Origin of the sequence: Adlercreutzia sp. ZJ141 (genome assembly GCF_011038965.1) — a bacterium.
Classification (GTDB): domain Bacteria; phylum Actinomycetota; class Coriobacteriia; order Coriobacteriales; family Eggerthellaceae; genus ZJ141.
Genome location: NZ_JAAKEB010000004.1, coordinates 54,943 through 80,957, shown reverse-complemented (window position 1 = coordinate 80,957; position 26,015 = coordinate 54,943). Strand labels below are relative to the sequence as shown.

26 protein-coding genes are annotated in these 26,015 nt (G+C 57.0%); 6 read left to right on the top strand and 20 right to left on the bottom strand.

The annotated features are described in order from the left end of the window. From G7Y44_RS02520 to infA, 12 genes are all read right to left on the bottom strand, one after another. A complete protein-coding gene (locus G7Y44_RS02520; protein WP_165247290.1) occupies positions 1 to 753 on the bottom strand; it encodes a uracil-DNA glycosylase in 753 nt (250 codons plus the stop codon). A 17-nt stretch (positions 754 to 770) separates the two neighbouring features. Continuing rightward, positions 771 to 2,162, bottom strand: a complete 1,392-nt coding sequence (gene alr / locus G7Y44_RS02515) for an alanine racemase (RefSeq protein ID WP_165247288.1) — start codon at positions 2,160 to 2,162, stop codon at positions 771 to 773. Between the two features lie 66 nt (positions 2,163 to 2,228). Beyond that, entirely contained in the window at positions 2,229 to 3,533 is a 1,305-nt protein-coding gene (locus tag G7Y44_RS02510) for a 4Fe-4S binding protein (RefSeq protein WP_165247286.1), read from the bottom strand. A gap of 245 nt (positions 3,534 to 3,778) precedes the next feature. Then, on the bottom strand, positions 3,779 to 5,071 hold the full coding sequence (gene eno, locus G7Y44_RS02505) for a phosphopyruvate hydratase (RefSeq protein ID WP_165247284.1): 1,293 nt from the start codon (positions 5,069 to 5,071) through the stop codon (positions 3,779 to 3,781). A gap of 257 nt (positions 5,072 to 5,328) precedes the next feature. Next, on the bottom strand, positions 5,329 to 6,219 hold the full coding sequence (locus G7Y44_RS02500) for an energy-coupling factor transporter transmembrane component T family protein (protein ID WP_241159151.1): 891 nt from the start codon (positions 6,217 to 6,219) through the stop codon (positions 5,329 to 5,331). A 93-nt stretch (positions 6,220 to 6,312) separates the two neighbouring features. Then, a complete protein-coding gene (gene rplQ, locus G7Y44_RS10620) occupies positions 6,313 to 6,915 on the bottom strand; it encodes a 50S ribosomal protein L17 (protein ID WP_165247282.1) in 603 nt (200 codons plus the stop codon). A gap of 13 nt (positions 6,916 to 6,928) precedes the next feature. After that, a complete protein-coding gene (locus tag G7Y44_RS02490) occupies positions 6,929 to 7,879 on the bottom strand; it encodes a DNA-directed RNA polymerase subunit alpha (protein ID WP_165043389.1) in 951 nt (316 codons plus the stop codon). A gap of 29 nt (positions 7,880 to 7,908) precedes the next feature. Beyond that, positions 7,909 to 8,505, bottom strand: coding sequence for a 30S ribosomal protein S4 (rpsD, locus tag G7Y44_RS02485; RefSeq protein ID WP_165043391.1), 597 nt, complete (start codon positions 8,503 to 8,505; stop codon positions 7,909 to 7,911). A gap of 16 nt (positions 8,506 to 8,521) precedes the next feature. Continuing rightward, complete coding sequence (gene rpsK, locus G7Y44_RS02480; protein WP_165043393.1) at positions 8,522 to 8,920, bottom strand: 30S ribosomal protein S11; 399 nt, start codon at positions 8,918 to 8,920, stop codon at positions 8,522 to 8,524. A 10-nt stretch (positions 8,921 to 8,930) separates the two neighbouring features. Further along, positions 8,931 to 9,299: a 30S ribosomal protein S13 gene (rpsM, locus tag G7Y44_RS02475; RefSeq protein WP_165043395.1), complete on the bottom strand. Its 369-nt coding sequence runs from the start codon at positions 9,297 to 9,299 to the stop codon at positions 8,931 to 8,933. A 20-nt stretch (positions 9,300 to 9,319) separates the two neighbouring features. Next, positions 9,320 to 9,433 carry a 50S ribosomal protein L36 gene (gene rpmJ / locus G7Y44_RS02470; RefSeq protein ID WP_006363204.1) on the bottom strand — a complete coding sequence of 38 codons (114 nt, stop codon included), beginning with the start codon at positions 9,431 to 9,433 and terminating at the stop codon, positions 9,320 to 9,322. Positions 9,434 to 9,612: 179 nt separating this feature from the next. Then, positions 9,613 to 9,831 carry a translation initiation factor IF-1 gene (gene infA, locus G7Y44_RS02465; RefSeq protein ID WP_165247280.1) on the bottom strand — a complete coding sequence of 73 codons (219 nt, stop codon included), beginning with the start codon at positions 9,829 to 9,831 and terminating at the stop codon, positions 9,613 to 9,615. A 470-nt stretch (positions 9,832 to 10,301) separates the two neighbouring features. Between infA and G7Y44_RS02460 the strand changes: the two genes are divergently transcribed. The 3 genes from G7Y44_RS02460 (at position 10,302) to hypB (ending at position 11,757) form a co-directional block, all read left to right on the top strand. Then, positions 10,302 to 10,547, top strand: a complete 246-nt coding sequence (locus tag G7Y44_RS02460; protein WP_165044941.1) for a type II toxin-antitoxin system Phd/YefM family antitoxin — start codon at positions 10,302 to 10,304, stop codon at positions 10,545 to 10,547. Further along, positions 10,544 to 10,948, top strand: coding sequence for a type II toxin-antitoxin system VapC family toxin (locus tag G7Y44_RS02455; protein WP_165044939.1), 405 nt, complete (start codon positions 10,544 to 10,546; stop codon positions 10,946 to 10,948). Before G7Y44_RS02460 ends, G7Y44_RS02455 begins: the two co-directional genes overlap by 4 nt. Positions 10,949 to 11,070: 122 nt before the next feature. Further along, positions 11,071 to 11,757, top strand: coding sequence for a hydrogenase nickel incorporation protein HypB (hypB, locus tag G7Y44_RS02450; protein ID WP_165044937.1), 687 nt, complete (start codon positions 11,071 to 11,073; stop codon positions 11,755 to 11,757). 34 nt (positions 11,758 to 11,791) lie between these two features. On the opposite strand, the gene tsaD is transcribed toward hypB, so the two are convergent. The 3 genes from tsaD to G7Y44_RS02435 all read right to left on the bottom strand — a co-directional run bounded on the left by tsaD (position 11,792) and on the right by G7Y44_RS02435 (position 16,661). Beyond that, positions 11,792 to 14,416 (bottom strand): tRNA (adenosine(37)-N6)-threonylcarbamoyltransferase complex transferase subunit TsaD, encoded by a 2,625-nt coding sequence (tsaD, locus tag G7Y44_RS02445; protein WP_165247278.1) that lies wholly within the window; start codon positions 14,414 to 14,416, stop codon positions 11,792 to 11,794. Positions 14,417 to 14,471: 55 nt separating this feature from the next. Further along, complete coding sequence (tsaE, locus tag G7Y44_RS02440) at positions 14,472 to 14,990, bottom strand: tRNA (adenosine(37)-N6)-threonylcarbamoyltransferase complex ATPase subunit type 1 TsaE (protein WP_165044933.1); 519 nt, start codon at positions 14,988 to 14,990, stop codon at positions 14,472 to 14,474. Between the two features lie 183 nt (positions 14,991 to 15,173). After that, positions 15,174 to 16,661, bottom strand: a complete 1,488-nt coding sequence (locus tag G7Y44_RS02435; RefSeq protein WP_165247276.1) for a response regulator transcription factor — start codon at positions 16,659 to 16,661, stop codon at positions 15,174 to 15,176. A gap of 241 nt (positions 16,662 to 16,902) precedes the next feature. Here G7Y44_RS02435 and G7Y44_RS02430 point away from each other — a divergent pair, with 241 nt between their 5' ends. Then, complete coding sequence (locus tag G7Y44_RS02430) at positions 16,903 to 18,465, top strand: FAD-dependent oxidoreductase (RefSeq protein ID WP_165247274.1); 1,563 nt, start codon at positions 16,903 to 16,905, stop codon at positions 18,463 to 18,465. Between the two features lie 412 nt (positions 18,466 to 18,877). On the opposite strand, the gene G7Y44_RS02425 is transcribed toward G7Y44_RS02430, so the two are convergent. From G7Y44_RS02425 to G7Y44_RS02410, 4 genes are all read right to left on the bottom strand, one after another. Next, a complete protein-coding gene (locus tag G7Y44_RS02425) occupies positions 18,878 to 19,726 on the bottom strand; it encodes a bifunctional 5,10-methylenetetrahydrofolate dehydrogenase/5,10-methenyltetrahydrofolate cyclohydrolase (RefSeq protein WP_165247272.1) in 849 nt (282 codons plus the stop codon). Between the two features lie 20 nt (positions 19,727 to 19,746). Beyond that, positions 19,747 to 20,361: a cyclodeaminase/cyclohydrolase family protein gene (locus tag G7Y44_RS02420; RefSeq protein ID WP_165247270.1), complete on the bottom strand. Its 615-nt coding sequence runs from the start codon at positions 20,359 to 20,361 to the stop codon at positions 19,747 to 19,749. A 230-nt stretch (positions 20,362 to 20,591) separates the two neighbouring features. Beyond that, the gene (locus tag G7Y44_RS02415; protein WP_165247268.1) at positions 20,592 to 22,280 is read right to left on the bottom strand and encodes a formate--tetrahydrofolate ligase; all 1,689 of its coding nucleotides are present in this window, start codon (positions 22,278 to 22,280) and stop codon (positions 20,592 to 20,594) included. A gap of 49 nt (positions 22,281 to 22,329) precedes the next feature. After that, positions 22,330 to 23,166: a type III pantothenate kinase gene (locus tag G7Y44_RS02410; RefSeq protein WP_165247266.1), complete on the bottom strand. Its 837-nt coding sequence runs from the start codon at positions 23,164 to 23,166 to the stop codon at positions 22,330 to 22,332. 138 nt (positions 23,167 to 23,304) lie between these two features. Between G7Y44_RS02410 and G7Y44_RS02405 the strand changes: the two genes are divergently transcribed. Both G7Y44_RS02405 and G7Y44_RS02400 read left to right on the top strand, forming a co-directional pair. Continuing rightward, on the top strand, positions 23,305 to 24,000 hold the full coding sequence (locus G7Y44_RS02405; protein WP_165044923.1) for a response regulator transcription factor: 696 nt from the start codon (positions 23,305 to 23,307) through the stop codon (positions 23,998 to 24,000). Between the two features lie 92 nt (positions 24,001 to 24,092). Next, positions 24,093 to 25,019, top strand: a complete 927-nt coding sequence (locus G7Y44_RS02400; protein WP_241158171.1) for a sensor histidine kinase — start codon at positions 24,093 to 24,095, stop codon at positions 25,017 to 25,019. A gap of 325 nt (positions 25,020 to 25,344) precedes the next feature. Here the strand turns inward: G7Y44_RS02400 and G7Y44_RS02395 are convergent, their stop codons facing one another. After that, on the bottom strand, positions 25,345 to 25,968 hold the full coding sequence (locus G7Y44_RS02395) for a biotin transporter BioY (RefSeq protein ID WP_165247264.1): 624 nt from the start codon (positions 25,966 to 25,968) through the stop codon (positions 25,345 to 25,347). Positions 25,969 to 26,015 lie beyond the last annotated feature (47 nt).

The window sequence follows — 26,015 nt, the reverse complement described above, 5'->3', positions numbered from 1 at the left end:
TCACGCTCCTGCGGAGAAGTCGAGTGAAGCTTGTGCGGCAGGCTGCTCGTTAGCAGGCTGCTCGTTAGCAGGCTGCTCGTCAGCAGGTTGATCAGCTGATTTGCCAGCAGGTTGTCCACCAGCTTCCTGCACCACGCTTTCCGGCGCGCAGCGTGCAGCTTCCTGCGCTTGCTGAAGTGCATGTGTCTCGTCTGACTGGCGAATCAGTTCGCCGAGCGTATGGAAGTCATCTTCAAGGGCAACGCGCTTGCTGCCGTCGTACAGCGCCGCCGCCGGATGGAAGATGGGAAACACCTTGAAACGCCCCGCACGCTGCATGCTGCCGTGCAACCGCGTGATGCCGACTTCGGTTTTCAGGATGAACTTCGTCGCGAAATTTCCCAGTGTAACAATAAACTCCGGATTGATAGAGCGCGTCTGTTCACGCAGGAAGTCGGCGCACAATTGTATTTCCTCGGGGCGAGGGTCGCGGTTTCCCGGGGGCCTGCACTTCAATACGTTCGCGATGAACACGTCTTCGCGGCGCAGCCCCGCAATGGCCAGCAATTCGTTCAGGTACTTTCCCGCAGCACCCACGAACGGTTCGCCCTGAAGGTCCTCGTTTTTTCCCGGTGCCTCACCAACGATGAGCACACGGGCGTGAGAGTCGCCCGCTCCGAACACCGTCTGCGTGCGGCCGTCGGCCAAGGGGCACCTTCGGCACGCTTCAACCTGCGCGCGGATGCTCTCAAGTGGCAAAGCGGGTTTCGACATGGTGAAACCTCCCCTTATCAGCGCCAGATGCGGGGCAGACGCGAGCAGCCGAAGCCGATGGCCACCTCGTGCGGAATGGTTCCCAAAAGCGTTGCCATCTCGTCGATGGTCACGCAAGCGTCGCCTTGCGAGCCGACGAGCACCACCTCGTCACCAATCTGCGGGTCGAGCCGCGGCCGCAGTGCCGACGACCTCATGTCCACCTCGAACATACACTGATCCATGCAGATGTTTCCCGCCTGACGGCACAGCCGACCCTCGTACACCACACTCACGCGGCTGGAAAGCCCCCGACGGTACCCGTCGGCATATCCGATGGGCAGCGTGCAAATTTTCACGCTGCCGGGACTGCGGTAGTTCAGCCCGTAGCTTACGCCTTCGCTCATGGGAACCGTACGCACATCGGTAATACGCGCATGCACGCTCATGGCGGGAACAAGGTCGACCATCGACCGAGTTTCCCGGCATGAATGGAACCCGTACAGCGAAATACCCAGACGAATCATGTCGAAGAACGAATCGGGATAGCGCATGCCCGCCGCCGAGTTCGCGCTATGCACGATGCCAGGGTCAATGCCGGCCGCGCGAAGCGCCCCCACCGCTTCGATAAAGCGCTTCAGCTGGATTTGGAAATCGAGCGTTTCTGCCTGGTCAGCGGTTGCGAAGTGCGTAAACGTGCCCACCAGGTCGAGCGCACGATGAAAACCCACTTGCATCATAAACTCGACCGCTTCGTCGTAGCGCACGCCAATGCGGTTCATGCCCGTGTTCACCGCCAGATGAAACGGTGCTCGCAGACCCATGGCATCGGCAGCTTCGGCATACGCGATAGCGAATTCGGGCGTGTAAACCGATGGCATAACCTTGTAGCCTAAAAGCAGCGGGATAGCCGTTATCGGGGGCTCCGCCAATACCAGAATCGGCGCGTTCACCAGCGCTTCGCGCAGCTCGATTGCTTCCTGCACCGTAGCCACGCCCAAGTACTCGGCACCGGAATTCAGCGCCGTGCGCGCACAGCGAACCGCACCATGACCGTAGGCGTCGGCCTTCACCACTGCCATCAGCCTGCGACCTGCACCAATGCGCTGCTTGTATGCCATCGCATTGTGGCGAATAGCATTTAAGTCGACTTCAACCCACGACCAGCGCCGGTCGAGCGCAGGGATAGCGCGCAGCTCGTCGGGATCAAACGTCGCCGGCGCCTGATCGGCGTCGGGACGCGCATGATCGCGTGCGTACTGAAAGGCGTTGTTCGCCCCCCACGAAGACGTCTCGCCGAACGTGCTCATAGCCGTCTTGTACGCGTCTGAACCTGCGGTGCGATGCATCGAACTTGCCGCCGACTCGAATCCGGCCGGCTTCCTGTTGGCGAATCCTGTGAACCCATTGGGCAAATCGTCTTGTGCCATGGTTGAACCTTCCTTACACATTTTTTGCTCGCGTGTTCGCGCGTTGACACACTCGCACTCGTTTCGTTACTGCTTCACCGGTCGCCGCGATGACGGTTTCGGAGTACGGAACGCCGCCCCGATACCCTTGTTCTTTGGCTTGTCGGGTAGATGAATGAGCCGCGGCTCGAAATCGAACAGCTCGTCAACCGACACCACCGGATGCACCGTCAAGCATTTGTTCAGGCAGGCATCAGCACACAGGTTGCATTGCACGCAGTCTGACGCCGAGAATTCAAGGTAGCTTCCCACCCCGTCTTCGGGTGCGATGGTACTTTTCGTCAGCGCACCCGTAGGGCAAAACACTGTGCACATAGTGCAAGCTCGGCACTTGTCTTCGTCGATCTCAACCGAGCCGAACAGCCTCGTTTCGAGCCGGGCTGGTTCGGCAGCTTCGGCTGGTTCGATAGCTTCGGTAGTTTCGGTTGCCTCGTGCGCCGCCGCTTCGTCGGCCACGTACGACACCGCTTCATCTGCCTCGATCGCCTCGGCTGTCTCGTGCGCCGCCGCTTCCCCAATGGCATACATGGAATCGAGCAAGCGTCCGCGCCGTTCGGGTGAGAATTGCGGAAGCGAGCCACTTTCGGTTATTTGAAGAAAATCGCGCAGCTTTTCCTGCACCTGGTTCTCGGGGTTCTTCCCCACCAGGTATTTCACTGTTTCAGTGGCCGCATCGGCCGCACGCGTGCCCATGGACGTGAAGAAGCCGCGACGCGATTCGCTGAGCAGTTCCCATTTGTTGTCCACCAGCGCGCAATCGGGAAACTCCGACGTCCGCGAAATGCGAGCCTGGCCACCCTGCACGGAAATGAGTTTTGTTGCGGTGCGCACCACTTCGTCGAAGCGCGGCACGCACGAGCGATACTTGCACGTCTTACACACGCCGTCAACCAACACGATATCGCGAACGCCTTCTGAGGCGAGCTCAACCAGCAGGCTTTCTTCGATACGCGCCATACACGGCACTTCGGCATACTTCGCCGGATCACCCACGCCTTTCGACGCAATGCGCGCACAAGCGAACACCGCCACGCCGCCCGTTTCCTCAACGACGATACGCGCGGCGCGCCCCAGCGTCTCATCGTCGGGGAGCAGCGGCACCAATGCCTCAACCGGGCATGCAGTCGTGCATGCTCCACACGACATGCAAGCCGCTGCATCGAATTCGAGCTTGTTTTTTTCGGCGTACACCGCACCTGCCGGACACGCTTCGCTGCATTTATGGCACGAGGAATGACGGTTGCGCACGGCAATGCAGCGGTCTTTCACCGGAAAAACCGCCTTGGTTCCCAGTACCTCTGCAATTTCGACGACATCCGCTAAGGTTGGCATGATGCATTCCCCCGTACCTGCTTGACCGTGGTTTTCGTCTCGCACCGCGCGGAATAAACGCGCGTGCACAGTGTATCGCAAGGGCGGCACGCGTGCGCCGCAACAGGGGCAAACTGCACGCAAGCGCCAGCTCTAGAGAAATACTCAGCGCACCAGAAAAAGCGGCACCCGTTTTGGATGCCGCCTCTTCCCCTTTGGTTCCCGTTCGCTTTACTCAGCGGCAGGGCTTCCGCACTGGTTTTGAGTTAGCGCTTGATGTTGTAGAACGCATCCATGCCAGCGTAGCGGGCCGCAGCGTCGAGCTCTTCCTCGATGCGCAGCAGCTGATTGTACTTCGCAACGCGGTCGCTTCGACACGGGGCACCGGTCTTGATCTGGCCGGTGTTGCACGCGACGGACAAGTCGGCAATGGTGGTGTCCTCAGTTTCGCCAGAACGATGGCTCATCACGCACGCGTAACCCGCCTGTTTGGCCATCTCAATAGCTTCCATGGTTTCAGTCAGGCTGCCAATCTGGTTCACCTTAATGAGAATGGCGTTCGCGCAACCCAGCTTGATACCCTTAGCAAGGCGCTTGCTGTTCGTAACGAACAGGTCGTCGCCTACCAGCTGCACCCTGTCGCCAATGCGGTCGGTCAAAGCCTTCCAGCCATCCCAGTCTTCCTCAGCCATGCCGTCTTCGATGGAGATAATGGGGAACTCGTTCACCAGCGCCTCCCAGTAATCCACCATTTCCTCGCTCGTGAGCTCGCGGCCTTCGCCTGCCAGCACATACTTGCCAGTTTCGGCGTTGTAGAACTCAGTGGAAGCGGGATCCATAGCGAACATGATATCGCTACCCGGCTTGTAGCCTGCGGTCTCGCATGCACGCACAATGTACTCGAGCGGCTCTTTGTTTGTGGTGAAGTTCGGCGCGAAGCCACCTTCATCGCCCACGCCGCCGCCCAGGCCGGCGTCATGCAGCACCTTCTTCAGCGTGTGGTAGATTTCGGCGCACCAGCGCAGTGCCTCGGCGAAGGTGGGAGCGCCCACCGGCATGATCATGAATTCCTGGAAGTCCACGTTGTTATCGGCATGCACGCCGCCGTTTAAGATGTTCATCATGGGCGTCGGCAGAAGATGCGCCCCAACGCCACCAACATACTTGTACAGCGGCAACGCAGCAGACTCAGCCGATGCACGAGCCACGGCCAACGACGCACCCAGAATAGCGTTTGCACCCAACGCGCCCTTGTTGTCGGTTCCGTCAAGTTCGAGCATGATCGCGTCGATGCGACGCTGATCGTCGGCCTCTTCGCCAATGAGCGCATCGGCAATTTCGTTGTTCACATGCCCAACGGCATCCAGCGTGCCTTTGCCAAGATAGCGGCTCTTGTCGCAATCGCGCAGCTCAACGGCCTCAAACGCGCCGGTCGATGCGCCAGAGGGAACAGCAGCGCGACCAAACGCGCCATCCTCCAAAACAACCTCCACTTCGACGGTCGGGTTGCCGCGCGAGTCGAGAACCTCGCGACCGTACACATCGATAATGACGCTCATGAGTGCCTCCTAAAGAGAACGTTCGGAATAAACAACTGGAAGAATCATAGCACGACGCAGCCCGAAGCGCCGGAGCACACAGCGTTTTGTACAACTCCGAGCCTTCAAACAGCCGAATGCCCACGGTTCCGCGGTTGGACGCGTACTTTCTCAAACATCCGCACCCGGACAATGGGGGTCAGACGTGACAGTAGGGTCAGGGCGGAGTTTTTTGTCACATCTGGCCCCCATTGTCGCGCCTGCGCTCCCCTTCCGTTCTAAAACACCAGAGCAAGCGCGATACACGTAAGCAGCCCCGCAATGAGCGCGGCTACGTGGGCGAGCGGAATTGATGAATCGTGAAGACTTGTGCGCGCAACATCGGGCATGCCATAGCAGCGAGCCTCCATGGCGTGTGCCAGAGAATCGGCACGGCGAAACATACCCACAAACAAAGGGATGAGCACCGTCTGCCACGCACGCAGCTTCTGTTGGAGAGTGCCTACGTCGAATTTCGCCCCGCGCGACAGCTGCGCCACGCGTACGCGCGTGAACTCTTCGGCGGTCACGGGAATGAACCGTAGCGCCAGGCTGAAGATCATCGCCGCATCGTCTGTTGGAACACCGAATGATCGAAGTGGCTTCAAAAACGAGTTCAGCGCGTCGGTAAGCTTTGTTGACGTGGTAGTGAAGCACAGCACCAAACTCGCCGCCACCAACAGCACAATGCGCACCGCGTAAAAGCAACCACGAGCGAAACCCGCCGGATACCAGCCGAAGTTCCCTACAAGCACAACGGGCTGCCAGTCGGCCAGCACACCCGCAGACACGCCCGCCAGCCCCGATGCGACAACCCGGTCGGTTGCTGCGGATACGTCGAGCGCAAAGCCATTGAACAGTACAGTGAACAACACAATTACATACACCGGTACAAGCATGCCCGCGATGCGGCTCACGGGCAACTTTGCCAAAGCGATCGCGCCTGCGAGCAGGAAAAACGCGCACAGCAAGCCTAGCCATGTTTGTATCAGAAACAGCGCAACAGAATAGGCAGCAAGCAGCACCAGCTTCACCCGCGCGTCGAGGGCATGCATCGGTGTTGAACCCGGAATGTATGTCTGCACGCTCAAACCCATTACAACCTCGCCCGTACGCCTTTGAACCGTCATCCGCCCTTTTCAACGAAGGCAGATTCTAACAGAAAGGGTCCGCCGAAGCGGACCCTTTCTTGTATTACTTGTGACAGAAACGCCAGAAGCAGCTTACTCGGCCTTCTTTTCCTCGACGGGAGCCTCTTCTGCTTCCTCAGCAGCCTCTTCGGCCTCGGCCGGAGCAGCCTCGGCTTCGACAGCTTCCGCAGCGGCTTCCTCAGCCGGAGCTTCGGTGTCCTCAGCAACCTCGGCGGCTTCCTCGGCAGCAGCCTCTTCGGCCTTGTCTTCAGCAGGAGCAACCTTCTTCGGCGTAACTTTCTTAGGAGCAGCCTTCTTGTCGTCCTTCTTCGCAACGGGCTCGGTGCAGAACTCCATGATAACCATGGGAGCATTGTCGCCCTTGCGGTTGCCGAGCTTCATGATGCGGGTGTAGCCACCATTGCGATCGGCAAACAGACCCTGCTCCACCTTCTCGAAGATCTCGCGCACAAGCTCCTTGTCGCCCATCTTCGCGATAGCCTGACGGCGAGCATGCAGGTCGCCACGCTTGGCAAGCGTGATGATGTGGTCAACGTCGCCGCGGATCTCCTTGGCGCGCGACTCGATCGTCTTAATACGGTCGTTCTTGAACAGCGCGCAAACCAAGCTCTTCTTCATAGCCTTGGTGTGGCTGAAGTCGGTGCCCAGCTTGCGGCCCTTGTAATTGTGCCTCATGATCCTTTATCTCCTAAAGCTTCAAATTGAGGTCCATGGAAATGAGCTTGTCCTTCACTTCCTCAATGGACTTCGCACCAAAGTTGCGTATGTTCAGCAAGTCGTTTTCGGAGAACTCAACGAGCTGGCGCACGGAATGGATGCCGGCGCGCTTCAGGCAGTTGTACGAGCGAACCGACAGATCGAGGTCTTCGATCTGCTTGTCCAGCTCGGCGTTCGACTCCTGGCCTTCGGGAGCGAAGATGGAGGGAATCTCGCCCTCTTCCTCGTCCATCATGTCGGACAGGCTTAGGAACGCGCCCATGTACTGGTTGATGATGTTGGCCGCACGGCACACCGCATCCTTCGGAGACAGCGAACCGTCGGTTTCAACCTCGAGCACCAGCTTGTCGTAGTCGGTGCGCTGACCAACACGCGTGTCGGCAACGTTGAGCGTGCAACGGCGAACCGGCGAGAACAACGAATCCACATGGATGACACCAATGGGATCCTCTGTACGCTTGTTGCGCTCGGCGGAAACGTACCCGCGACCCACACCAATGCGAATGGTCATGTCAAGCTGACCGCCGTCGGCAACCGTAGCGATAACATGGTCGGGGTTCACCAGCGTGAATTCCGTCGGCACCTCAAGGTCAGCGCCAGTAACAACGCAGGGACCTTCGATGGACACATGCGCGGTGGCCTCTTCGATGTCGTCGTTGAGCGCCGAGAATACCAGGCCCTTCACATTCAGCACGATGTCGGTGATGTCTTCGATGACACCTTCGGCCGTGGTGAACTCATGCTGCACGCCAGTGATCTGAATGGCGGTTGCTTTCGCTCCATCCAACGACGACAGCAGCACACGACGCATGCAGTTACCCAGCGTATAACCATAACCGCGCTCGAGTGGCTCGACAATGAAGCGAGCTACCGTATCGTTGACTTCTTCCGTTTCTACAGTAGGCCTCATGAACTCTGTCATGCTTTATTAGCCTCCTTACTATGCTGCGATTATTTCGAGTAAAGCTCGACGATAAGCTGTTCGCGAATCTCCAAATCGATCTGATCGCGAGTCGGAAGAGACAGAACGCTGCCCTGCAGCTTTTCGATGTCAACCTCGAGCCAAGCCGGAACCTGGAAACGCTCGTTGGAAACCAAAGCGCTCTTGATGACCAGCAGATCCTTCGACTTCGGCGCAACAGCCACCAAATCGCCAGCCTTCACGCGGAAGGAAGGCACGTCGACACGACGGCCGTTCACGGTAATATGACCGTGAGTGACGATCTGACGAGCTTCCTTACGAGTGCGGGCAAAGCCCAGGCGGAAGATGACGCTGTCAAGACGCGACTCCAGGATAATCATCAGGTTGTCACCCGTGATGCCCGGCATGCGCTTGGCCTTCTCGTAGTAGCCGCGGAACTGCTTCTCGAGCACGCCGTAGATGAACTTCACCTTCTGCTTCTCGCGAAGCTGCATGCCATACTCGGATTCCTTGCGACGCCTTTTCGGCTCGCGCTTGGAGGTTTTATTGCTGCTGTAGCCGAGCACAACCGGATCGAGGCCGAGCTGACGGCAGCGCTTCAGAACCGGAGTTCTATTGATTGCCATGGTTATCGGATCCCTTCTAGTTGCGGCGACGCTTCTTGGGGCGGCAGCCGTTATGCGGAATAGGAGTGCAGTCCTGGATGCTGGCGATCTCGAGGCCAGCAGCCTGAAGCGAGCGAATAGCCGTCTCGCGACCCGAACCAGGGCCCTTCACGTAAACGGCAACCTTCTTCAGACCGTGCTCCATCGCCGTCTTGGCGGCGTTCTCAGCGGCGAGCTGAGCCGCGAACGGCGTGCCCTTACGGGAACCCTTGAAGCCCACCGTGCCGGCGGACTGCCACGTGATCACGTTGCCCTGAGGATCGGTGATGCTCACGATGGTGTTGTTGAACGTAGACTTGATATGCGCAGCGCCAACAGCGATGTTCTTACGCTCGGAGCGCTTGATGCGCGTGCGCACGTTTTTCTTTGCTGCCACTTAAGCTACCTCACTTCTTCTTTCCGCCGATTTGCTTACGGGGACCCTTGCGGGTGCGAGCATTCGTATGGGTGCGCTGGCCGCGAACGGGCAGACCGCGACGATGACGCAGGCCGCGATAGCAACCGATCTCCATGAGACGCTTCACGTTCTGGCTAACCTCGCGATGCAGGTCGCCTTCGTGCTTCACATGCTCTTGGATATAGTCGCGCAGCTTCTGCAGATCGTCTTCCGTAAGATCGCGGACGCGAGTGTCGGGGTTGACACCGGTTTCGGCGAGGATCTTCTTGGAAGTGGTCAGGCCAATGCCGTAAATGTAGGTCAAGCCGACTTCAATGCGCTTGTCGCGAGGAAGGTCGACACCAACAAGACGTGCCATAGGTTATCTCCTCTTTCTTCCTAGCCCTGACGCTGCTTATGACGCGGATTCTCGCAGATGACGAGAACCTTGCCATGGCGTCGGATGATTTTGCACTTGTCGCACATTTTCTTGACCGAAGGGCGTACCTTCATTTTTTCATCCTTTCGGTTATGCGTTTTCCGTCTATCTAAACGCCCAGCCGCTGGCGGTTGTTTTCCTTCATTTCCGCTGCTCCCCACGACTTCACGGCTACAAGCCTGCATCGGGGCGCAGAAAAGACGCTTCGCCCTTGCGGGATCGAAAGCGTCTTCGTGCGCGTGAAACGCGCGTGCTACTTGAACCGGTAGGTGATGCGCCCGCGATTCAAATCGTAAACAGACAACTCTACGGTCACCTTGTCGCCCGGCAGGATCTTAATGTAGTGCATGCGCATCTTGCCGGAAATGTGGGCCAAAACCTTGTGCCCATTCTCAAGTTCGACGTTGAACATCGCGTTCGGCAGCGCTTCAAGCACCGTGCCTTCGAGCTCAATAACATCTTCTTTAGCCAAGGGATCCCTCTTCTTGCGAGTGGTCAGTAAACAGCAAGAATGCATGTTAGCAAAGGAGATTCAATTATGGAAGAGATTTTCGCAAATAAGCGCACAAAACCAGAGAACCGGCGGTGCTGGTTTCAAAGACCTGCTTGTCAGGCCAGCGGTACTAAGGCCGCGCAACCCTCGCTACGCAAGTGCGCCGAAGCGGGATCGCCAGGTATTTGCGCTTGCGTGCCGAGTTAGAGACACGCAGCACCACCGCCTTGTCGGTGTTGACTGCGATACTGTACCAGAAGCACAAGCAGCATGCAAGCACAAACGAGAGAAGTACCTGACTTCAGTTTGAAGGTTAGTTGCAGATGTTAATGTTAATGTTAATGCAACCAACCTTGCGGCATTTCAGCACGATCGAGCCCGCGCAAGCGGCCTTGTGCCTTACGCCTGTGCTATAATCATGGCTATCTTAGCCAACTAAAGGAGCCATTATGGTCACAGCAACCGTAGCCGATGCCAAGAATAACCTATCGGCTCTCATCGCCCAGCTGGAGAGCGGCCAAGAGGATGTCGTTCGCGTCTGCCGCCGCCGCAAGCCTGTGGTAGAGATACGGCGCATCGAGCCCGCCCGTCGCTCCGAGTTCATCGGCTCGATGCGAGGCCGCGTCATGGCCGATGGTTACGATCCCTCCGAGCAGGACGAGGAAATCGCCGCACTGTTCGGGGTCGAGCAATGAAGCTGCTCTTAGATACCCACCTTATTTTATGGGCTCTGGACGATAGCCCGCGGCTGCCGCCTCAAGTTCGCTACCTCATCGAAGATGCGACCAACGAGCTGTTCTACAGCGTGGCCTCGGCCTGGGAGGTGCAGATCAAGCACATGAATGCGCCCCTCAAGATGCTCATCGACGGCGATTCCCTCATGAGCCTGTGCGACAAAGGGGGGCTTATCCAGCTTCCCGTGGCAGGAAGGCATGTTAGCACTTTGAAATCGCTGACACGAAACCCTGAAGCGAAACCCCACAAGGATCCCTTCGACCGCATGCTCATCGCCCAGGCCAAGGCCGATGGACTCCTGCTGCTGACCCACGATTCCCTCCTGAGCGGCTACGACGAGCCCTGCGTACTCGTCGTTTAGGCACACCCGTCGGAAATCCTAAAGATGGGAAGCATGAGCTATACTCCAGCTAGAAATACTAATTACAGCCGTCTTACCCTTGGGTTCGCACAAGCAGCGTGCCAAAGCAAGAAGGAGAAGCTATGGACCAGAAGCGCGTTATCGAAATAAAGAAGAGCATTACAGCAGCAAACGACGAGGTTGCCAGCCAATTCCGCGCGGCACGGGCCGCCGAAAGCACGTTCTTCGTTGACGTAATGGCCTCGCCTGGTGCCGGCAAGACCACACTTCTATTGGCACTCATTGCCGAGCTGCGTGCCCGCGGTGTCAACTCCGATTCGCTCGGCGTCATCGAAGCCGACCTGGAAAGCGACGTTGACGCGCTTAAGATTAAAGAAGCCGGCGTGACGTCGGTGGAGCTGAACACCCGCGGCGTGTGCCATGTGGAAATGGGCATGGTTGAGATGGCTTTTAAGGCCTTCGATGGAACCAAGTTCGACTACCTGTTCTTGGAGAACATCGGCAATCTGGTGTGCCCAGCCGATTTCGACACCGGAGCGCACACCCGCGTGATGCTGCTGAGCGTGCCCGAAGGGTGGGATAAGGTGATGAAGTACCCGCCAATGTTCGCTGCCGTTGACGCACTTATTGTCACCAAGTGCGACTACTTGCCCTTAAACCCCGACTTCGACATGGAACGCCTAAAAGAGCGGGCACGTGTGCTGAACCCCACACTCGAAATCTTCGTCACCAGCGCGCGCACGGGTGAAGGTATACCCGAGCTAGCCGACTGGCTACAAGCACAGCGCGCGGCGAAAGTGGCGCAGTAACTCAGGGCGTGAGCTTCCGTCTTCAGATTATTCGCTAATAAGGCTCCTCTAGGTTCACGTGAGCGAGGGCGTCGGCGGTTAAGTCAAAGAATTTGCTGGCACGGAAGCGGTCGAGTGCCACAAGCGCGATCATGCCGGCATTGTCACCGCACGAGGAAAGCGGTGGCATAACCAACCGCACGCCCTCATGTTCACACATGCGCTCGTAGGCACGGCGAAGCACCGGATTCGCCGCTACACCGCCGCCGAGGCAAAACGTTGGCACATCGGTTTGCTCGAGTGCCGCCTGAGCCTTCTTCACCTGCACGTCAACCACCGCTTGCTGGAAGCTGGCGCAGATATCGGGTACGTTCAGGGCGCGGCCCGCCTCGCGCTCGGCATTGATGTAGGTAACCACAGCAGTTTTTAGGCCCGACAGCGAAAAACGCAAGTCACCCGAATGTATCATAGCGCGGGGAAACGCGATAGCTGCCGCATCGCCCGCTGCCGCCTGCTTCGACACCACGGGGCCACCTGGGTAACCGAGTCCCAGCGCTTTTGCCACCTTGTCGAACGCCTCGCCCACTGCATCGTCGATGGTCTCCCCCAGCACCTGGTAGTCGCCCCAGCCCTTCATATACACGAGCATGGTGTTACCGCCCGACACGAGTGACACCACCGCTGGCGGTGCAAAATCGGGTGCGTCAATCTTGTTCGCATAGAGATGACCTTCCAGGTGGTTCACCCCAATGAAAGGCAGGTCGGCGGCCCATGCGGCACCCTTCGCGAACGCCACACCCACCACCAGCGCGCCGAGCAAGCCGGGCGCGTAGGTAACAGACACTGCATCCATATTGGCCCACGCAAGCGACCCGTCCGGCAGCCCCATGTTGCGCGACGCCACATCGAAACATTCGTCGCACACGCCGCAAATAGCCTCGATATGCTTGCGACTGGCGATTTCGGGCACTACGCCACCGAAACGCGCATGGAAGTCGACTTGGCTGGCAACCACATCGGCAATCAGAGTACCGTTGCCATCGACGATAGCGGCTGCCGTTTCGTCGCACGACGACTCAATAGCAAAGATGAGCGGACGGGCCACCTGCAGGCGAGTGCTCACAACACTTGATGCATCAGTTCCACTTGGTGTTTCCGTGCCGCTTGACGTGTCCGTGCCACTTAGCGCATCTGTTTCACCCGACACATCCGCGGCGCCGCTTGACGCGGTGGCGCCCGCTGGACCACCAGAGCAATTATCAAAGGCGCGGCATGTTGGCGCAACAATGATATCCATGCCCGCCACGTCGCCCGTTGCACACGGCAGCGCGTTTGCCTTCATGATGACGGCATCTTCGCCGTCGGAATAGTAGCGTGGACGTGTACCCAAACTCTCGTACCCTAGCGAGCGATAGAGCGCCTGCGCCCCAGTATTACCCGCCCGCACCTCAAGCGAGCTTGTGTGTGCACCTAAGTTTCGCGCGTCGGACGCCACGCGAGCAATGAGTTCGGTCGCGGTACCACTTCTGCGAAATGCCTGGTCAACGCCGACTTTTAGAATCTGCACGTCGCCATCGACCACCCAACCGCCAGCATAGCCGACAAGCGGCGCATCAGTAGGAAGCGGCGTCGACGGATCGGCCGCATACGCCGCCCACCATACACGGTCGGCGCGTCCGAGCTCGTCAGCAACCAGCGATTCACTCCATGCGTCAGTTCCCATTATGTAGGCTTCAAGTGTCGCAACATGCGCGGCGTGCGCGGCATCGAGCGGTTTGTACGCAATGCCGGCGCTGTTTGCCCGCGCGTTGGAAATGGCAGTGTCGTTCATGGTTATGTGCTTGCTGTCGCGGCTTTCCGCAAGCGATATGTCGCATTTCGCCAAGCGAACGCGTTCATTTTCTTCGGCGTCCGACAAGCGCGTATACACCGGTAGCGCAAATGCGGGATTGTGCCGGCGCGCATCGGTGGGATCGACCTCGCCTGATTGCCACATGTCCTGCAGGGACAGCAGCAAACCCGCGCCAGTGGGAGTCCATAAGCTACTGGGAAGCAACTGGCCGCACGGCTCGAACAGCTCGGCGTACTTTACCAACGCATCACCCGAAATAAGCAGGCGTTCGCTCTGTGTCTTTGAAGCGTGCGAAGAGGCTCCGGCGGCGGTTGCGGCCTTTCGCGCATACATTTCCGCACACACGTCGGCCTTCACCACACTGTCGCCCTCGAGTCGATGCGTACCTGCTTTGTCTAGCTGAAAACGCACAGGATAGACTTCCTTACGCATGGCATCGGCAACAACGAGAAGCGTTCCGCGCACCCCCGATGCCTGCGCGTGCCACGCAACGGCGTCAAGCGACGACACGCCGATAAGCCCCACGCCTAGCGCCTGAGCAGCGCCTTTTGCCGTAGCCATGGCAATGCGCACTCCGGTAAACGATCCTGGCCCACGACCCACTGCCACGCACTCGATATCATTGCGACATACGCCAGCGCGCTTCATCAGACTGTCAACGATACTCAACAGTTTCGTATTCGACGCACGATGTGCCGCAACTTTCTCTTCGGCAACGCACACAACCGAGCGGTCGGCCACATACAGCGCACCGATTCCCACAGCGATTGCCTCATTGGCGGTGTCAAAGGCCAGCACGTACCTATTCTGCTTGTTGCATTCCTCCACGAGCGAACTCCCGCACTTTAAACAGCGTTTTGTATCTAATAACTTATGCTCGACGCTAAGACCATCGCGGGCCGGAGCATTTCATCAGGCGCGATTTCGAATCGTTCGCCCACACACACAGCATCTGGCGCGACCGATCGCCAAACGAGCGCACGCGCACACGCCGCGCCCCCGAATCGTCCACGGTGATGGACACGTTCAGGTAATCGTAGGGCAGCTGGCTTTCGAAGCGATCGCCCCATTCGACAAACGACACACCATCGGCATCCACGATATCGTAAAAACCAATGTCTTCGAGGCTTTCTCCTTCGTCAAGGCGATACAAGTCGAAATGGTACAAGGGCAAACGACCGCTGTCGTACTGCAGCACGATGTTAAACGTGGGGCTTACCACAGCACCACGCACACCCAGTGCCTGCGCAACCCCCTGCACGAACTGGGTTTTTCCGGCACCAAGATCGCCTGTAAGCACAACGACGTCGGCCGGATGAAGGTACGGTACCAGCGTCGCCGCCAGCTGCTTCATCACCTCGGGAGAGGTAACCACCCTGCTGTAGGCCAATCCGTTCGCCATGTGAGTCTCACTCCTTCGCAGCCATTACATCGCGCTCACCTTACCACAACGATGCGTGCAGGCTGTGAAGCGAAGCGAGCGGCAAGTAAGTGCCACTCAGAACTTGAGCCTCTTAAGCGTGAAAAACCGAATAAGCATCATCAAGCAGAGATGCAAGCGATGCGCATAGAGCAAAACGTCAACTCAGCTTTGCTCATCAGAGACAGCGTCGGCATTCGGACGGCGGCCAAATGCTCTCGAGTTCACCATGGTAATGATCTCTTGCCTAGAATGAACTCCGCATTTCGTATAGATGTGAGCCACATGGCTGCGAACCGTATTCTGGCTGACCACCAGCTGCTCTGCTATATATGTCGAACTGCGACCTTTTGAGATAAGCGATAAAACATCTGATTCGCGTTTGGTAAGGCCAAATTCTTCGGATATTTCTCGCGACGCAATATCCAGCATTCCGATTGTCCGTTGTGCCTCCGCCTCAGAGGAACAATCGGCTGATTTCTCAATACTCCCATGCGTTTCCCCGTCCTTTGAGTCTACCAACAAGGAGGCTGGAATGCCATAGAAGAACCGAAACACCCTGTCTTCGGTAAGGAACCACAATGCAGAGATAACAAGGAGACTCTCCAGCGCCAGCGCGGATAAAGTACGGAATTCGACAGGCAGCATGCCAAGAAAGTGCCCAAGAAGCACAGATCCGATCATGATGAGCTGATACGCCCCAACAACAAGGCTTTTTTTCGCTCCACTGAAGTATGTAAGCTGGGCAAGAGCAACGAATGAAATGAAGGTAAATGTGTTAAACACAACAGCAGCACACACCATAGAGAACTGCGACAACGATTGCTGGACACACGCTTCAAACAAGGAAATCAGAACGATTGTCGAAAGAATCCTTATGGTAAGTGTGTATTCAGAACCCTTGACAACATATACAAGTGTTGCTACCAGACCGACGGTCGCAATATGGGAAACAACCAGCCACAAATCCAAAGTTTCTGCATATGGTTTGAATTCTACAACCTGCAAATACGATACGCAGACCACAAACACGACAATACCCACAATAACCTGCCATGACCAAGTGAAAGACATGGCAGGTACAAGGCTGTCATCACCCTGAATAGCTTTAGAAAACCTAGATACACACAGATACGCGCAGTAGCTCAACACAAGCAGAAGAGCAGCAACAATAGCGGCATCAATGCTTACAAGAATATTTCCGAAGCAACCGAAGAGCCCGTAAACAACCGCTGTTCCTAAAGTGCACTGCTTCGCAAAACGCGTGGATATTTTCCCGATTTCGCAAAACCATAAGTAGTTTATCGCCATCGACGTAACAGATAGAACCTGGATAGCAACGAACGTAACCACGGGGCTTTCGGCCGCTATACACAAGGCCAATAAAGAAGCCCAGGACAGCACGAGAAGAAGCGTCTGCGCCGCTCTGGAGACAGCGAATCGCTCGAGAATCGAAGACCCCATTATTATCAACGCGACCACGACGAGCCCAGGAGATTGAACAAGATAGTATGAAAATGCCATGTCAGATTTGGCAATTGCCGTTTCTCCAACAATAGACACGCAGCTTTCAAACGCCCAGCAGAGACCCATGCCGCCGATCAAGCAAACACGCACTAACAGGCTGCAATCGTTGGACCGTTCGCGTTTCATGTCATCTGCTTCGGACACGATAACACCCCCTATTTTCTACCACCTCGAGTTAGATTCTAACATCGCTCATATACCCCGTGGCAATTAGAGACAGGTCGTAGTCTCATGCATTTTGTACCATTTTTCGCAAAAAGCCCTCTATGAGTGCTTTTCATCCGTTTTGCATGGCGAAGAATACGGAAACCGAGCGCAATACTGGTCTAGCTGGATGGCACTCACCCATGAAATACAGGAGGAAAAAATGAAAGCAGAAATGAACCGCAGAAGCTTCTTAAAGGCAGCCGGAGCGCTCGGTATCGCAACGGCCGGAACATCGATGCTGACAGCATGCTCCGGTAACAATATGGCAGAAACGGAAACCAAAACCGAAACAGGAAGCGAAACAGAAGCTATAACTTTTGATCGTGAAGAGAGCTGCGATATCGTAGTAGTAGGATCAGGAACCGCTGGAACCTGCGCTGCTATCACTGCGGCTCAACAAGGAGCCAATGTTATCTGTCTCGAAAAGAATGATAACTTGGGTGGCACTTCCAACTTCGCAGAATACATCGGCGGTTTCGGTGCCAAAGTGCAGACGGACTCCGGAATCGAATTCGACATCGCCGAGCGCATAAGAGAATATCAGGTGGAAACCGACTGGGGTGCACCATATGATGTGGTAGAAACCTTATTTGTGGAATCCGGCAAAACCCTAGATTGGCTTATTGACGACTGCGGAATTCCTTTCCAACCAGGCGGAGCAGCCAGCCATCTCGTAGTCATCATGCAAGGAGAAGAACAGGTATTTCTGGCAGACGGAATGCTCAAACCGCTCTGGGAAATGGGAGAGGCCATGGATAACCTGGAGTTTCGCACAAAATCACCGATGATCGGACTAGTAGCAGACAATAGCACCGTAACCGGCGTCTATACCAAGGAGACCAATGGCGAGATAGTGAAAATTAATGCCAAATCCGTGATTGTGTGTACAGGTGGTTTTGTGGATAATCCTGACCTGTTCTGGGAAGCCATGCACCAAAACAAAGAACGATATTTCAACTACGGCATGCCGGGTCGAGACGGCGACGGGTACCGAGAAATGAGAAAGCTCGATGCAAGCATAACAGGCATGCCAGCCATGCTTGCCGAGCCCGGTGTCGTGGGAACAGTGGGATTCTCCGAAGACCCCAATATTTGGTTCACCTGGACCCCGCTGCCCCATTTCAACGAAGAAGGTAAGCGGTACTACGACGAGTCCAACGGAGGCGACACGCTAAACAACGAAGTGATGAACAACGCGTTTTTAGCCCAGAATCGTGCTTTTATCATTGCAGACTATACCTATATGGCCGAAGGGGAAATCGCAAAGACATGGGAGCAATACAGCAGCGGCCGCGGACTAGCAGGTGTTGAGGAGTGCTCCGGCGTCTACAAAGCGGATACAATCGAAGAACTTGCAGAGATGATCGATGTGCCCGCCGACACCTTGAAAGAATCCATCGAGACCTACAACAAAGCCTGCGAAACCGGCGTAGACACTGAGTTCAGCTGTGCGGCGGAATACCTCACACCTATCGAGAAGGCACCGTTCTACGCCGCCGAGCTACATACTGCGATCTACTGCACCAACGGAGGTGCTGTGACGGATACCAAGATGCGGGTGAAAACAGCTTCAGGCACGATCATTGACGGCCTTTACGCCTGCGGGTTGGACAATGGCACCGTATACAAGAACAAATATCCACTAACGACGTTTCATGCCATCGCTCAGACCTGGGCAGCCGTTAGCGGACATGTAGCCGCACTGGATGCTTGCTCTCGTTAGTGAGACAAATTACTGCCGCAGCCTACGAAACAGCAGGTCTCCCCTTCAATAAGCACAAGCAGACTGCAATGCCTTACACTTAACCACATCAACACAATCCTATGCCTCGCCGTCCCTTCCATTCGGCGAGGCGCCTTTTTTCGTATGGAACCATAGTAAACTCTTTGTCCTAAAGAGAGATCAGACGTGCTCTGTCCTTGTATAAGGATGACGAATTTCTCTATCGAACTCTTCAGGCAGAACGAATACTGCTTCATACAAGACAAGCGCTTTCCGGTGTGCTTTGTTTGTGCGGAGCATCACCCCGCCTCCGCCCGCCTTCGGCTTGCTTCCGTCTTTGGACTTCGCCTTCGCTCGCGCCCTGAGTTACTGCGCTACCTTCGCCATGCGCTGTGCTTGTAGCCTTGCCAAGCTAGCGCAAGGCTTCGGCGGCTTGTACCACATGCGCCATGGTCACACTGGTAGTTACGGTACCCACGCCGCCGGGAACTGGCGTGATGAACCCCACAACAGGCTCCACCGCTTCAAAATCGACATCGCCGCAGAGCTCGCCTGCATCATCGAAGTTGATGCCCACGTCGAGCACTGCTTGCCCTGCGCGGAAATACTCTGACCCGAACGCCCGCGCGCGGCCTGCCGCACAAATGACGATGTCGGCCCTGTGCGTGATATCCGGCAGGTTCTCAGTGCGGCTGTGGCACACCGTGACGCTGGCATTTCGAGCCAGTAGCATCATAGCAACCGGCTTACCAATAACCAGGCTGCGGCCAATAACCACCACGTGTTTACCCTCGATGGGAATGCCGTAATGATCGAGAATGCTGATACAGGCTTGCGCCGTGGCAGGCGGAAAACCCACCTTCGAATCGGTGAACACAGCAGACAGCGACGCCGACGAAATGCCGTCGATGTCTTTTTCGGGCGCAAGCATATCGCACATGGTAGCTTCGTCGATATGAGCTGGCAGCGGACGAAACATCAAACAACCGTGCACCGTTTTGTCGTAGTTGATGGAGTGCAGCGTCGACATAAGCATATCCTGCGGTACTTGCGCGTCCAACACATATGGCTTTACAGCCACACCTAAGCTGGCGGCGCGTTTCATCGCCGTGCGTTCATACGACAAGTCATCGGGCCGATCGCCCACGCGAACGATCGCCAACGTCGGCTGCACGCCAGCATCCTGCAGCTCGGCAATGCGGCAGCGCAACGTCTCGCCCATGGCTTTTACCACCGGCTTTCCCTTTAACAGCACCGCCACGCTTGACCCCTTCCGCTTTTCTATGAAACCTCACAACGCACAAATGCGAATAGCTCGTCGCAACGCGGCACAACGCTTGACAACAGGCACTCTGCCTGGCTGCGATACTGCTGCGCCCGCGCTTCGTCGCGCATGCTTGCCACGTTAATAAACACGTTCAAGCTGGCTCCCTCAAGAGCGGCGCGCGCGAATGTGGCGGCAACACCAGCATCGGAGCGAGCCATCTTGCTGCCATTGTGAGCAAGGAAGTCAATTTCGTCTACTACCAGCGCCACGTTCTCCATAATGAGCAGGGGAATCTCACAGGCAAGAATGAGTGCGCACTGTAGCGCGTCATCTTTCGCCGCCGCTTGTTCGGGCGTGTCTTTCGGCATACGATACGCCGCCGCCAACGGCGTAAACGCCCGCGCGTCCTCGTCAATAAGCGCAATAAGACGAGCGCGCAGATCAGCAAGTCGCACAAGCGCGGCTTGCACGTCATGCTCTACGGCAGCGTAGGTTTTCTTGCCCACAGTTAGGTTACCTACCATAGAAGCGAGTGCTGCGGCGAGCGCGCCACAATACGCCGCCGCCCCGCCACCACCCGGCGTAGGATCGGCGCTTGCCAGATTATTAAGAAACCGCATGTCAACCATAAACGCCTACCTTGTCAAGCCATGTGCACCATCGTATAATACAAAAGACGGCAGCGCCCGCCGAACTAACCGGGGTTCAATCCAATTAGCTACGGGTGATGCAGTTAGGTTTTGTGAAAGCCGGGTGCCCGCCCGGCTTTACTTTTCCTGAGTCATCATCTTGTTAAATCAGGCACTACAAGAAGGCGCAGCGTCGAGTAGTTCCATTCGTCCCGTCAGGGCGAACGAAACTAGAACAGCCCTGAAATCTTCCCGTTCTCGTCAACGTCGATCTTGAATGCGGCAGGGGTTTTCCCCAGGCCGGGCATAGTCATGATGCTGCCCGTAAGCGCCACCACGAAACCCGCACCAGCAGACACTTTAATGTCGCGCACCGTAATACGGAAATTGCGCGGGGCACCGAGCTTCGCCGCATCGTCACTAAAGGAGTACTGCGTCTTAGCCATGCATACCGGCATACTGCCAAAACCCAGCGCTTCCAGTTTCTCAATCTCTTTGAGCACCTTCGGCTCGAAGTTTACGCCGTCGGCATGGTAGATGCGCGTAGCAACCGCTTCGATCTTCTCGGCAAGGCTGAGATCGTCGCCGTATGCGAACTCGAACGTGTTCGCGCAGCGTCCTTCGTCATCGCCGTTCTCGCACAAACGCACCACCTCGTCGGCCAGTGCCAGGCCACCTTCGCCACCGCGCGCCCACACCTCGGACAGTGCCACGTTTACGCCCAGTTCCTTGCACTTGGCCTCAACCAAATCAAGCTCGGCTTTCGTGTCGGTGGGGAACGCATTGATGGCAACCACACACGGCAGCTTGTACACCTGCGTGATGTTTTCCACATGCTGCAACAGGTTAGGCATGCCGGCTTCCAGTGCCTCAAGGTTCTCGATGTTCAAATCGGCTTTTGCAACGCCGCCATTGTTCTTCAGCGCGCGCACCGTGGCGACCACCACTACAGCGTCAGGCTTAAGACCGCACAGGCGGCACTTGATGTCTAGGAACTTTTCCGCGCCCAAGTCGGCACCGAAGCCTGCTTCGGTAACGCAGTAGTCACCCAGAGCCAGCGCCATGCGCGTAGCCATGATGGAGTTGCAACCGTGCGCAATGTTGGCGAAGGGGCCACCGTGCACGAATGCCGGCGTGCCTTCGAGCGTTTGCACGAGATTCGGCTTCAGGGCATCCTTCAAAAGCGCGGTCATGGCACCTTCGGCTTTAAGGTCGTGCGCGGTAACCGGCTTGTCATCGAAGGTGTAGCCCACCACAATGCGGCCCAAACGCTCCTTCAAATCGGTAATGGAGGTAGCCAAGCAGAAGATGGCCATGATCTCGCTGGCAACCGTAATGTCGAAGCCGTCTTCGCGCGGCACACCATGCGCACGCCCACCGAGGCCGCACACGATATTGCGCAGCTGGCGGTCGTTCATGTCGACCACGCGCTTCCACGTGATCTTGCGCACGTCGATGCCCAGCTCGTTGCCGTTGTGGATATGTGCGTCGAGCAACGCAGCCAGCAGATTGTTTGCAGCGCCGATAGCGTGGAAGTCGCCCGTAAAGTGCAAGTTGATGTCCTCCATGGGAACTACCTGGGCATACCCACCGCCCGCAGCGCCGCCCTTGATGCCGAACACAGGGCCAAGCGACGGCTCGCGCAACGCCACGACCACATTCTTGCCCTGGCGCGACAGCGCATCGGCCAAGCCCACCGTAGTAGTGGTTTTGCCCTCACCAGCCGGCGTGGGATTGATGGCGGTTACCAGCACGAGTTTCCCCGGCGTGTGTTCGACGTCCTTGAGCAGGTTGTAATCGACCTTCGCCTTGTTCGTTCCGTACATTTCCACGTACGACTCGGGTACGCCGGCTTTCTCGGCGATCTTGGAAATGTGCTCGGGCGTTGCCGCCTGCGCGATCTCGATGTCAGTTAGCATTGCGGGATTCTCCTTCTCGCGTGGTCTGCCTCGTCTGGTTTTTCAGATTCTACTGGTTTCGCCCCGCAGATACGAGGGGGCAATCCGCCAGTGCACCTTTTTCGCTTTTCGCTGGTGAATCGGCCTGCGCCTCGTACACCAAACGCAATCCCTCGAGCGTTAGATCAGGCATGATCGCGGTAATGGTGCCCGATTCCTTCGCCACCCGTGTGGCCAGCCCTCCGGTGGCCACCACCGGTGCCTCATAGCCGAGCTGGCGAAAGATGCGACGCACCAAGCCGTCTACGCGGTCGACCTCGCCGTACACGATGCCCGCTTGCATGGCCTGTTCGGTGTTGCGTCCAATAGCAGCGTGAGGATCCACCAAATCGATTGCCCCCAGCTTCGTGGCGTGCGAGAATAGCGCCTGAGCCGACGTCTCAATGCCCGGCGCGATAACGCCGCCGATAAAGCAACCGCGGACGTCGATGACCTCGATGTTTGTGGCTGTACCGAAATCGACCACCACCACCGGACTGCCGAAGCGGCTTCGCGCTGCAACGGCGTCGGCCACGCGGTCGGCCCCAATTTCGCGCGGGTTGGGATAGTCGGCCTCGAACAGGTCCGCCGCTGTTTCCGCCGAACACACCACAGCCGACACCCCAATCATGTGCCGGATAGCCGCACGCCACGCATCGGTAAGGCACGGCACCACCGATGCCAGCGCCGCACCATCAATGCAACTGGCCACAATGCCCTCGGAATCAAACAGCGGTTTCAGCTTCACGCGCAACTCATCGGACGTATGGTGCTTCATCGTGGCAATTCGCCACTGGTGAAGCAGTCGCTTTCCGTCGTAAACACCCAGCACCGTTTGCGTGTTTCCCACATCTATGGCGAGTAACATGTTTGTGACATTCCCCCCTCGCGCGAAACCTACACGCGACGAATTGATTATAGTTACGACAACGCAGCCCATTATAAGCCTGCCAGCCGTAACGAACACCCCTCCTTACGGCGGCACCGAAGAAACGAGAGGACCCTTATGAGCGACGCAACGTATCGAATCCTTGTCGTTGATGACGAGCCCTCCATCACCGAGTTCGTCGGCTATGCCCTCCGCCGCGAGGGATTCGCCACCGATGTGGTGGACAATGGCGAAGACGCCTACGCGATGGCGTTGAAGAACTCCTATGACCTGTTCGTGCTCGACATCATGTTACCCGGCATGGACGGCTACGAACTATGCCGCCGCCTTCGCGCAAAAACCAGCGCCCCTGTGCTGTTCTTGTCCGCGCGCGACACCGAGCTCGACAAGGTGGTTGGACTCGAGCTTGGCGGCGACGACTACCTGGCGAAGCCCTTCGGCGTGCGCGAACTTATTGCCCGCGTTCGTGCGCTTTTGCGCCGCAGCCAAGGTAACGAGTTCGGTGCGCCCGACAACAAGATCAAGGCCGGCGGCATCGTGCTCGATGAAGACGCGCACACCGCCACAGGCGATGCGGGTTCCATCGACCTAACGCCACGCGAATTCGAGCTGTTGGCCGCACTGATGAAGAACGCCGGTAAAGTGGTTTCGCGCGAATCGTTGCTGCGCGACGCGTGGGGCTGGGAATATCTGACCGAAACAAAGACAGTCGACACTCACATCAAGCGATTGCGCGATAAAATCGAGTCGGCGGGCTATGACCCGACACTCGTGGAAACGGTACGCGGCTACGGATATAGGTTCAGACAATAAAACAGCTTCAGACATACTTCTCTTTACTGGCAACGCTGCTGTCGCTGCTTGCTGGCGCGTTGGTTGCTCTGTATTGCAAGACCTTCTTCGAAGTGAGCTGGTGGGTATTTCTGGTGCTTGCGCCCATTGGACTAGCCACCTTCATCATCAGCTTTCTGATTGGGCATTTCTTGTCAGAACCGCTGCGCATGCTCACCAAGAAGACGGCTGCCTACCGCGCCGGCAGAAACGTGCAGTTCACCACTGACGGGCGTCTGAGTGAAGCCGACCAGCTGTCGGCCGACTTCGACGCCCTGGTTCAAACCGTAGTGAAGCAGCAGCGCGAACTGGAATTGAAGGAGAAGCGCCAAAGCGAGTTCGTGAGCGACGTCGCCCACGAACTGAAAACGCCGCTGACCGCCATCCGAGGCAACGCCGAAATGCTGACCGACCCCGAGCTGCCGCCCGCGCTGCACGACAAGTTCTGCACTATCATCCAAGAAGAAAGCGAGCGGTTAAGCCGACTCACTCACGATCTGCTGGCACTGCAGCGCATCGAACAGGAAGCTGACCCCGTGCGCTTCTCGCGTGTGAATCTGCGCTCGATCGCAATGAGCGTGCTCGACGCGCTGTCCCCGCTACTGCAGAAACACCACGCAAATGTGCAGGTGATTGGCGAGGCGCCTGATGTGTTCGGCAACCCCGACAAGTTAAAGGAAGCGATCACCAACCTAGTAGACAACGCAAACCGCTTCATCGATGACGGCGGACACATTACCATCGAACTGTTCGGCTTGCGCGAGCGATCGGTCATCATGGTGAAAGACGACGGCCCCGGCTTCGGCGATGTCGACCCGCAGTTGCTGTTCGATCGGTTCTACCGGACCGATTTCTCACGCAGCCGCGACACCGGCGGAACCGGCTTGGGACTAGCCATCGTAAAAACGATTGTCGAAGCTCACGACGGCGCGGTTGAGGCCTACAACTCGCCAAGCGGCGGAGCGTGCTTCGTTATCATGCTGCCAGCGCTGCCTGCGTAAGGCTTCTCCCACATAAGGCTTTTCTTGAGAAGCACTGGTTTAAGGAAACACTGATTAAAGCCGTCTTGCCTTGCGCTGGCGAAGCGGATACCTGAGGGTTGAAGACCGAATGCGCGCACTGACGTGCGTAAATGAGGTCTGAAATTCTCAGATACCGGTTCGTCAGTGCAAGGCTGGCGGAATTAATCAGTGTTTCCTTAACACCAATCAGCTCTCAGCTATATCGCAGAAAACTCCGAGAGGATTCCAAACGGCCTCTCGGAGCTTTCTGATTACGCGAACACTTTGGCTTGACAGTTGCACCAGTTCCGCAATCGCGCTTCGTCTATTTCGACGGAACAGCGCGCAAGACCGCGTTGGCACAAGCGACTGCAGCGAGAATCTTGCAGAAGTCGATGATCACGAACGGAGCAACACATACGGCAATAGCCTCGAGCGGTCCCACTCCGGCAACCGCCATGTACTGCACGCAACCGCACACGTACGATATGACCGTAAACAGCACACCAGCCAGAATTTCGAACGCAAACGCACGCAACCAACCGGCAATCCCCTTACCAGCAGCTTCCGCCTGTTCACGCGCAGCTTTTGCGGACACATGACCCCGGACAACCCACAGCAGTAGTGCAGCAGCGGCAACACCAATGAGATAGCCCCACAGAAATCCGCCAGTCGGACCAGCCAGCACGCCAATGCCACCTCGCATACCTGAGAACACCGGCACGCCCACCGCGCCAAGCGCCAGATAGCACGCAATGGCAATGGTGCTTTCTTTCGGGGAAAGCACCACGATAGCAAACGTGACGGCAAACATCTGCAACGTCACAGGAATGGGGCCAATGGGGATAGTCACCCATGCCGAAACCGCCATAATGGCAACGGTAAGCGCGATAAACGCGATCGAACGGGCATGCGAACCCACGTTCACCTTGTTCTGAACCTGATCCATCAAAGCTCCTTTCCTCGGAGTTCTCCTGTGCGAAGTTTTGATGATAG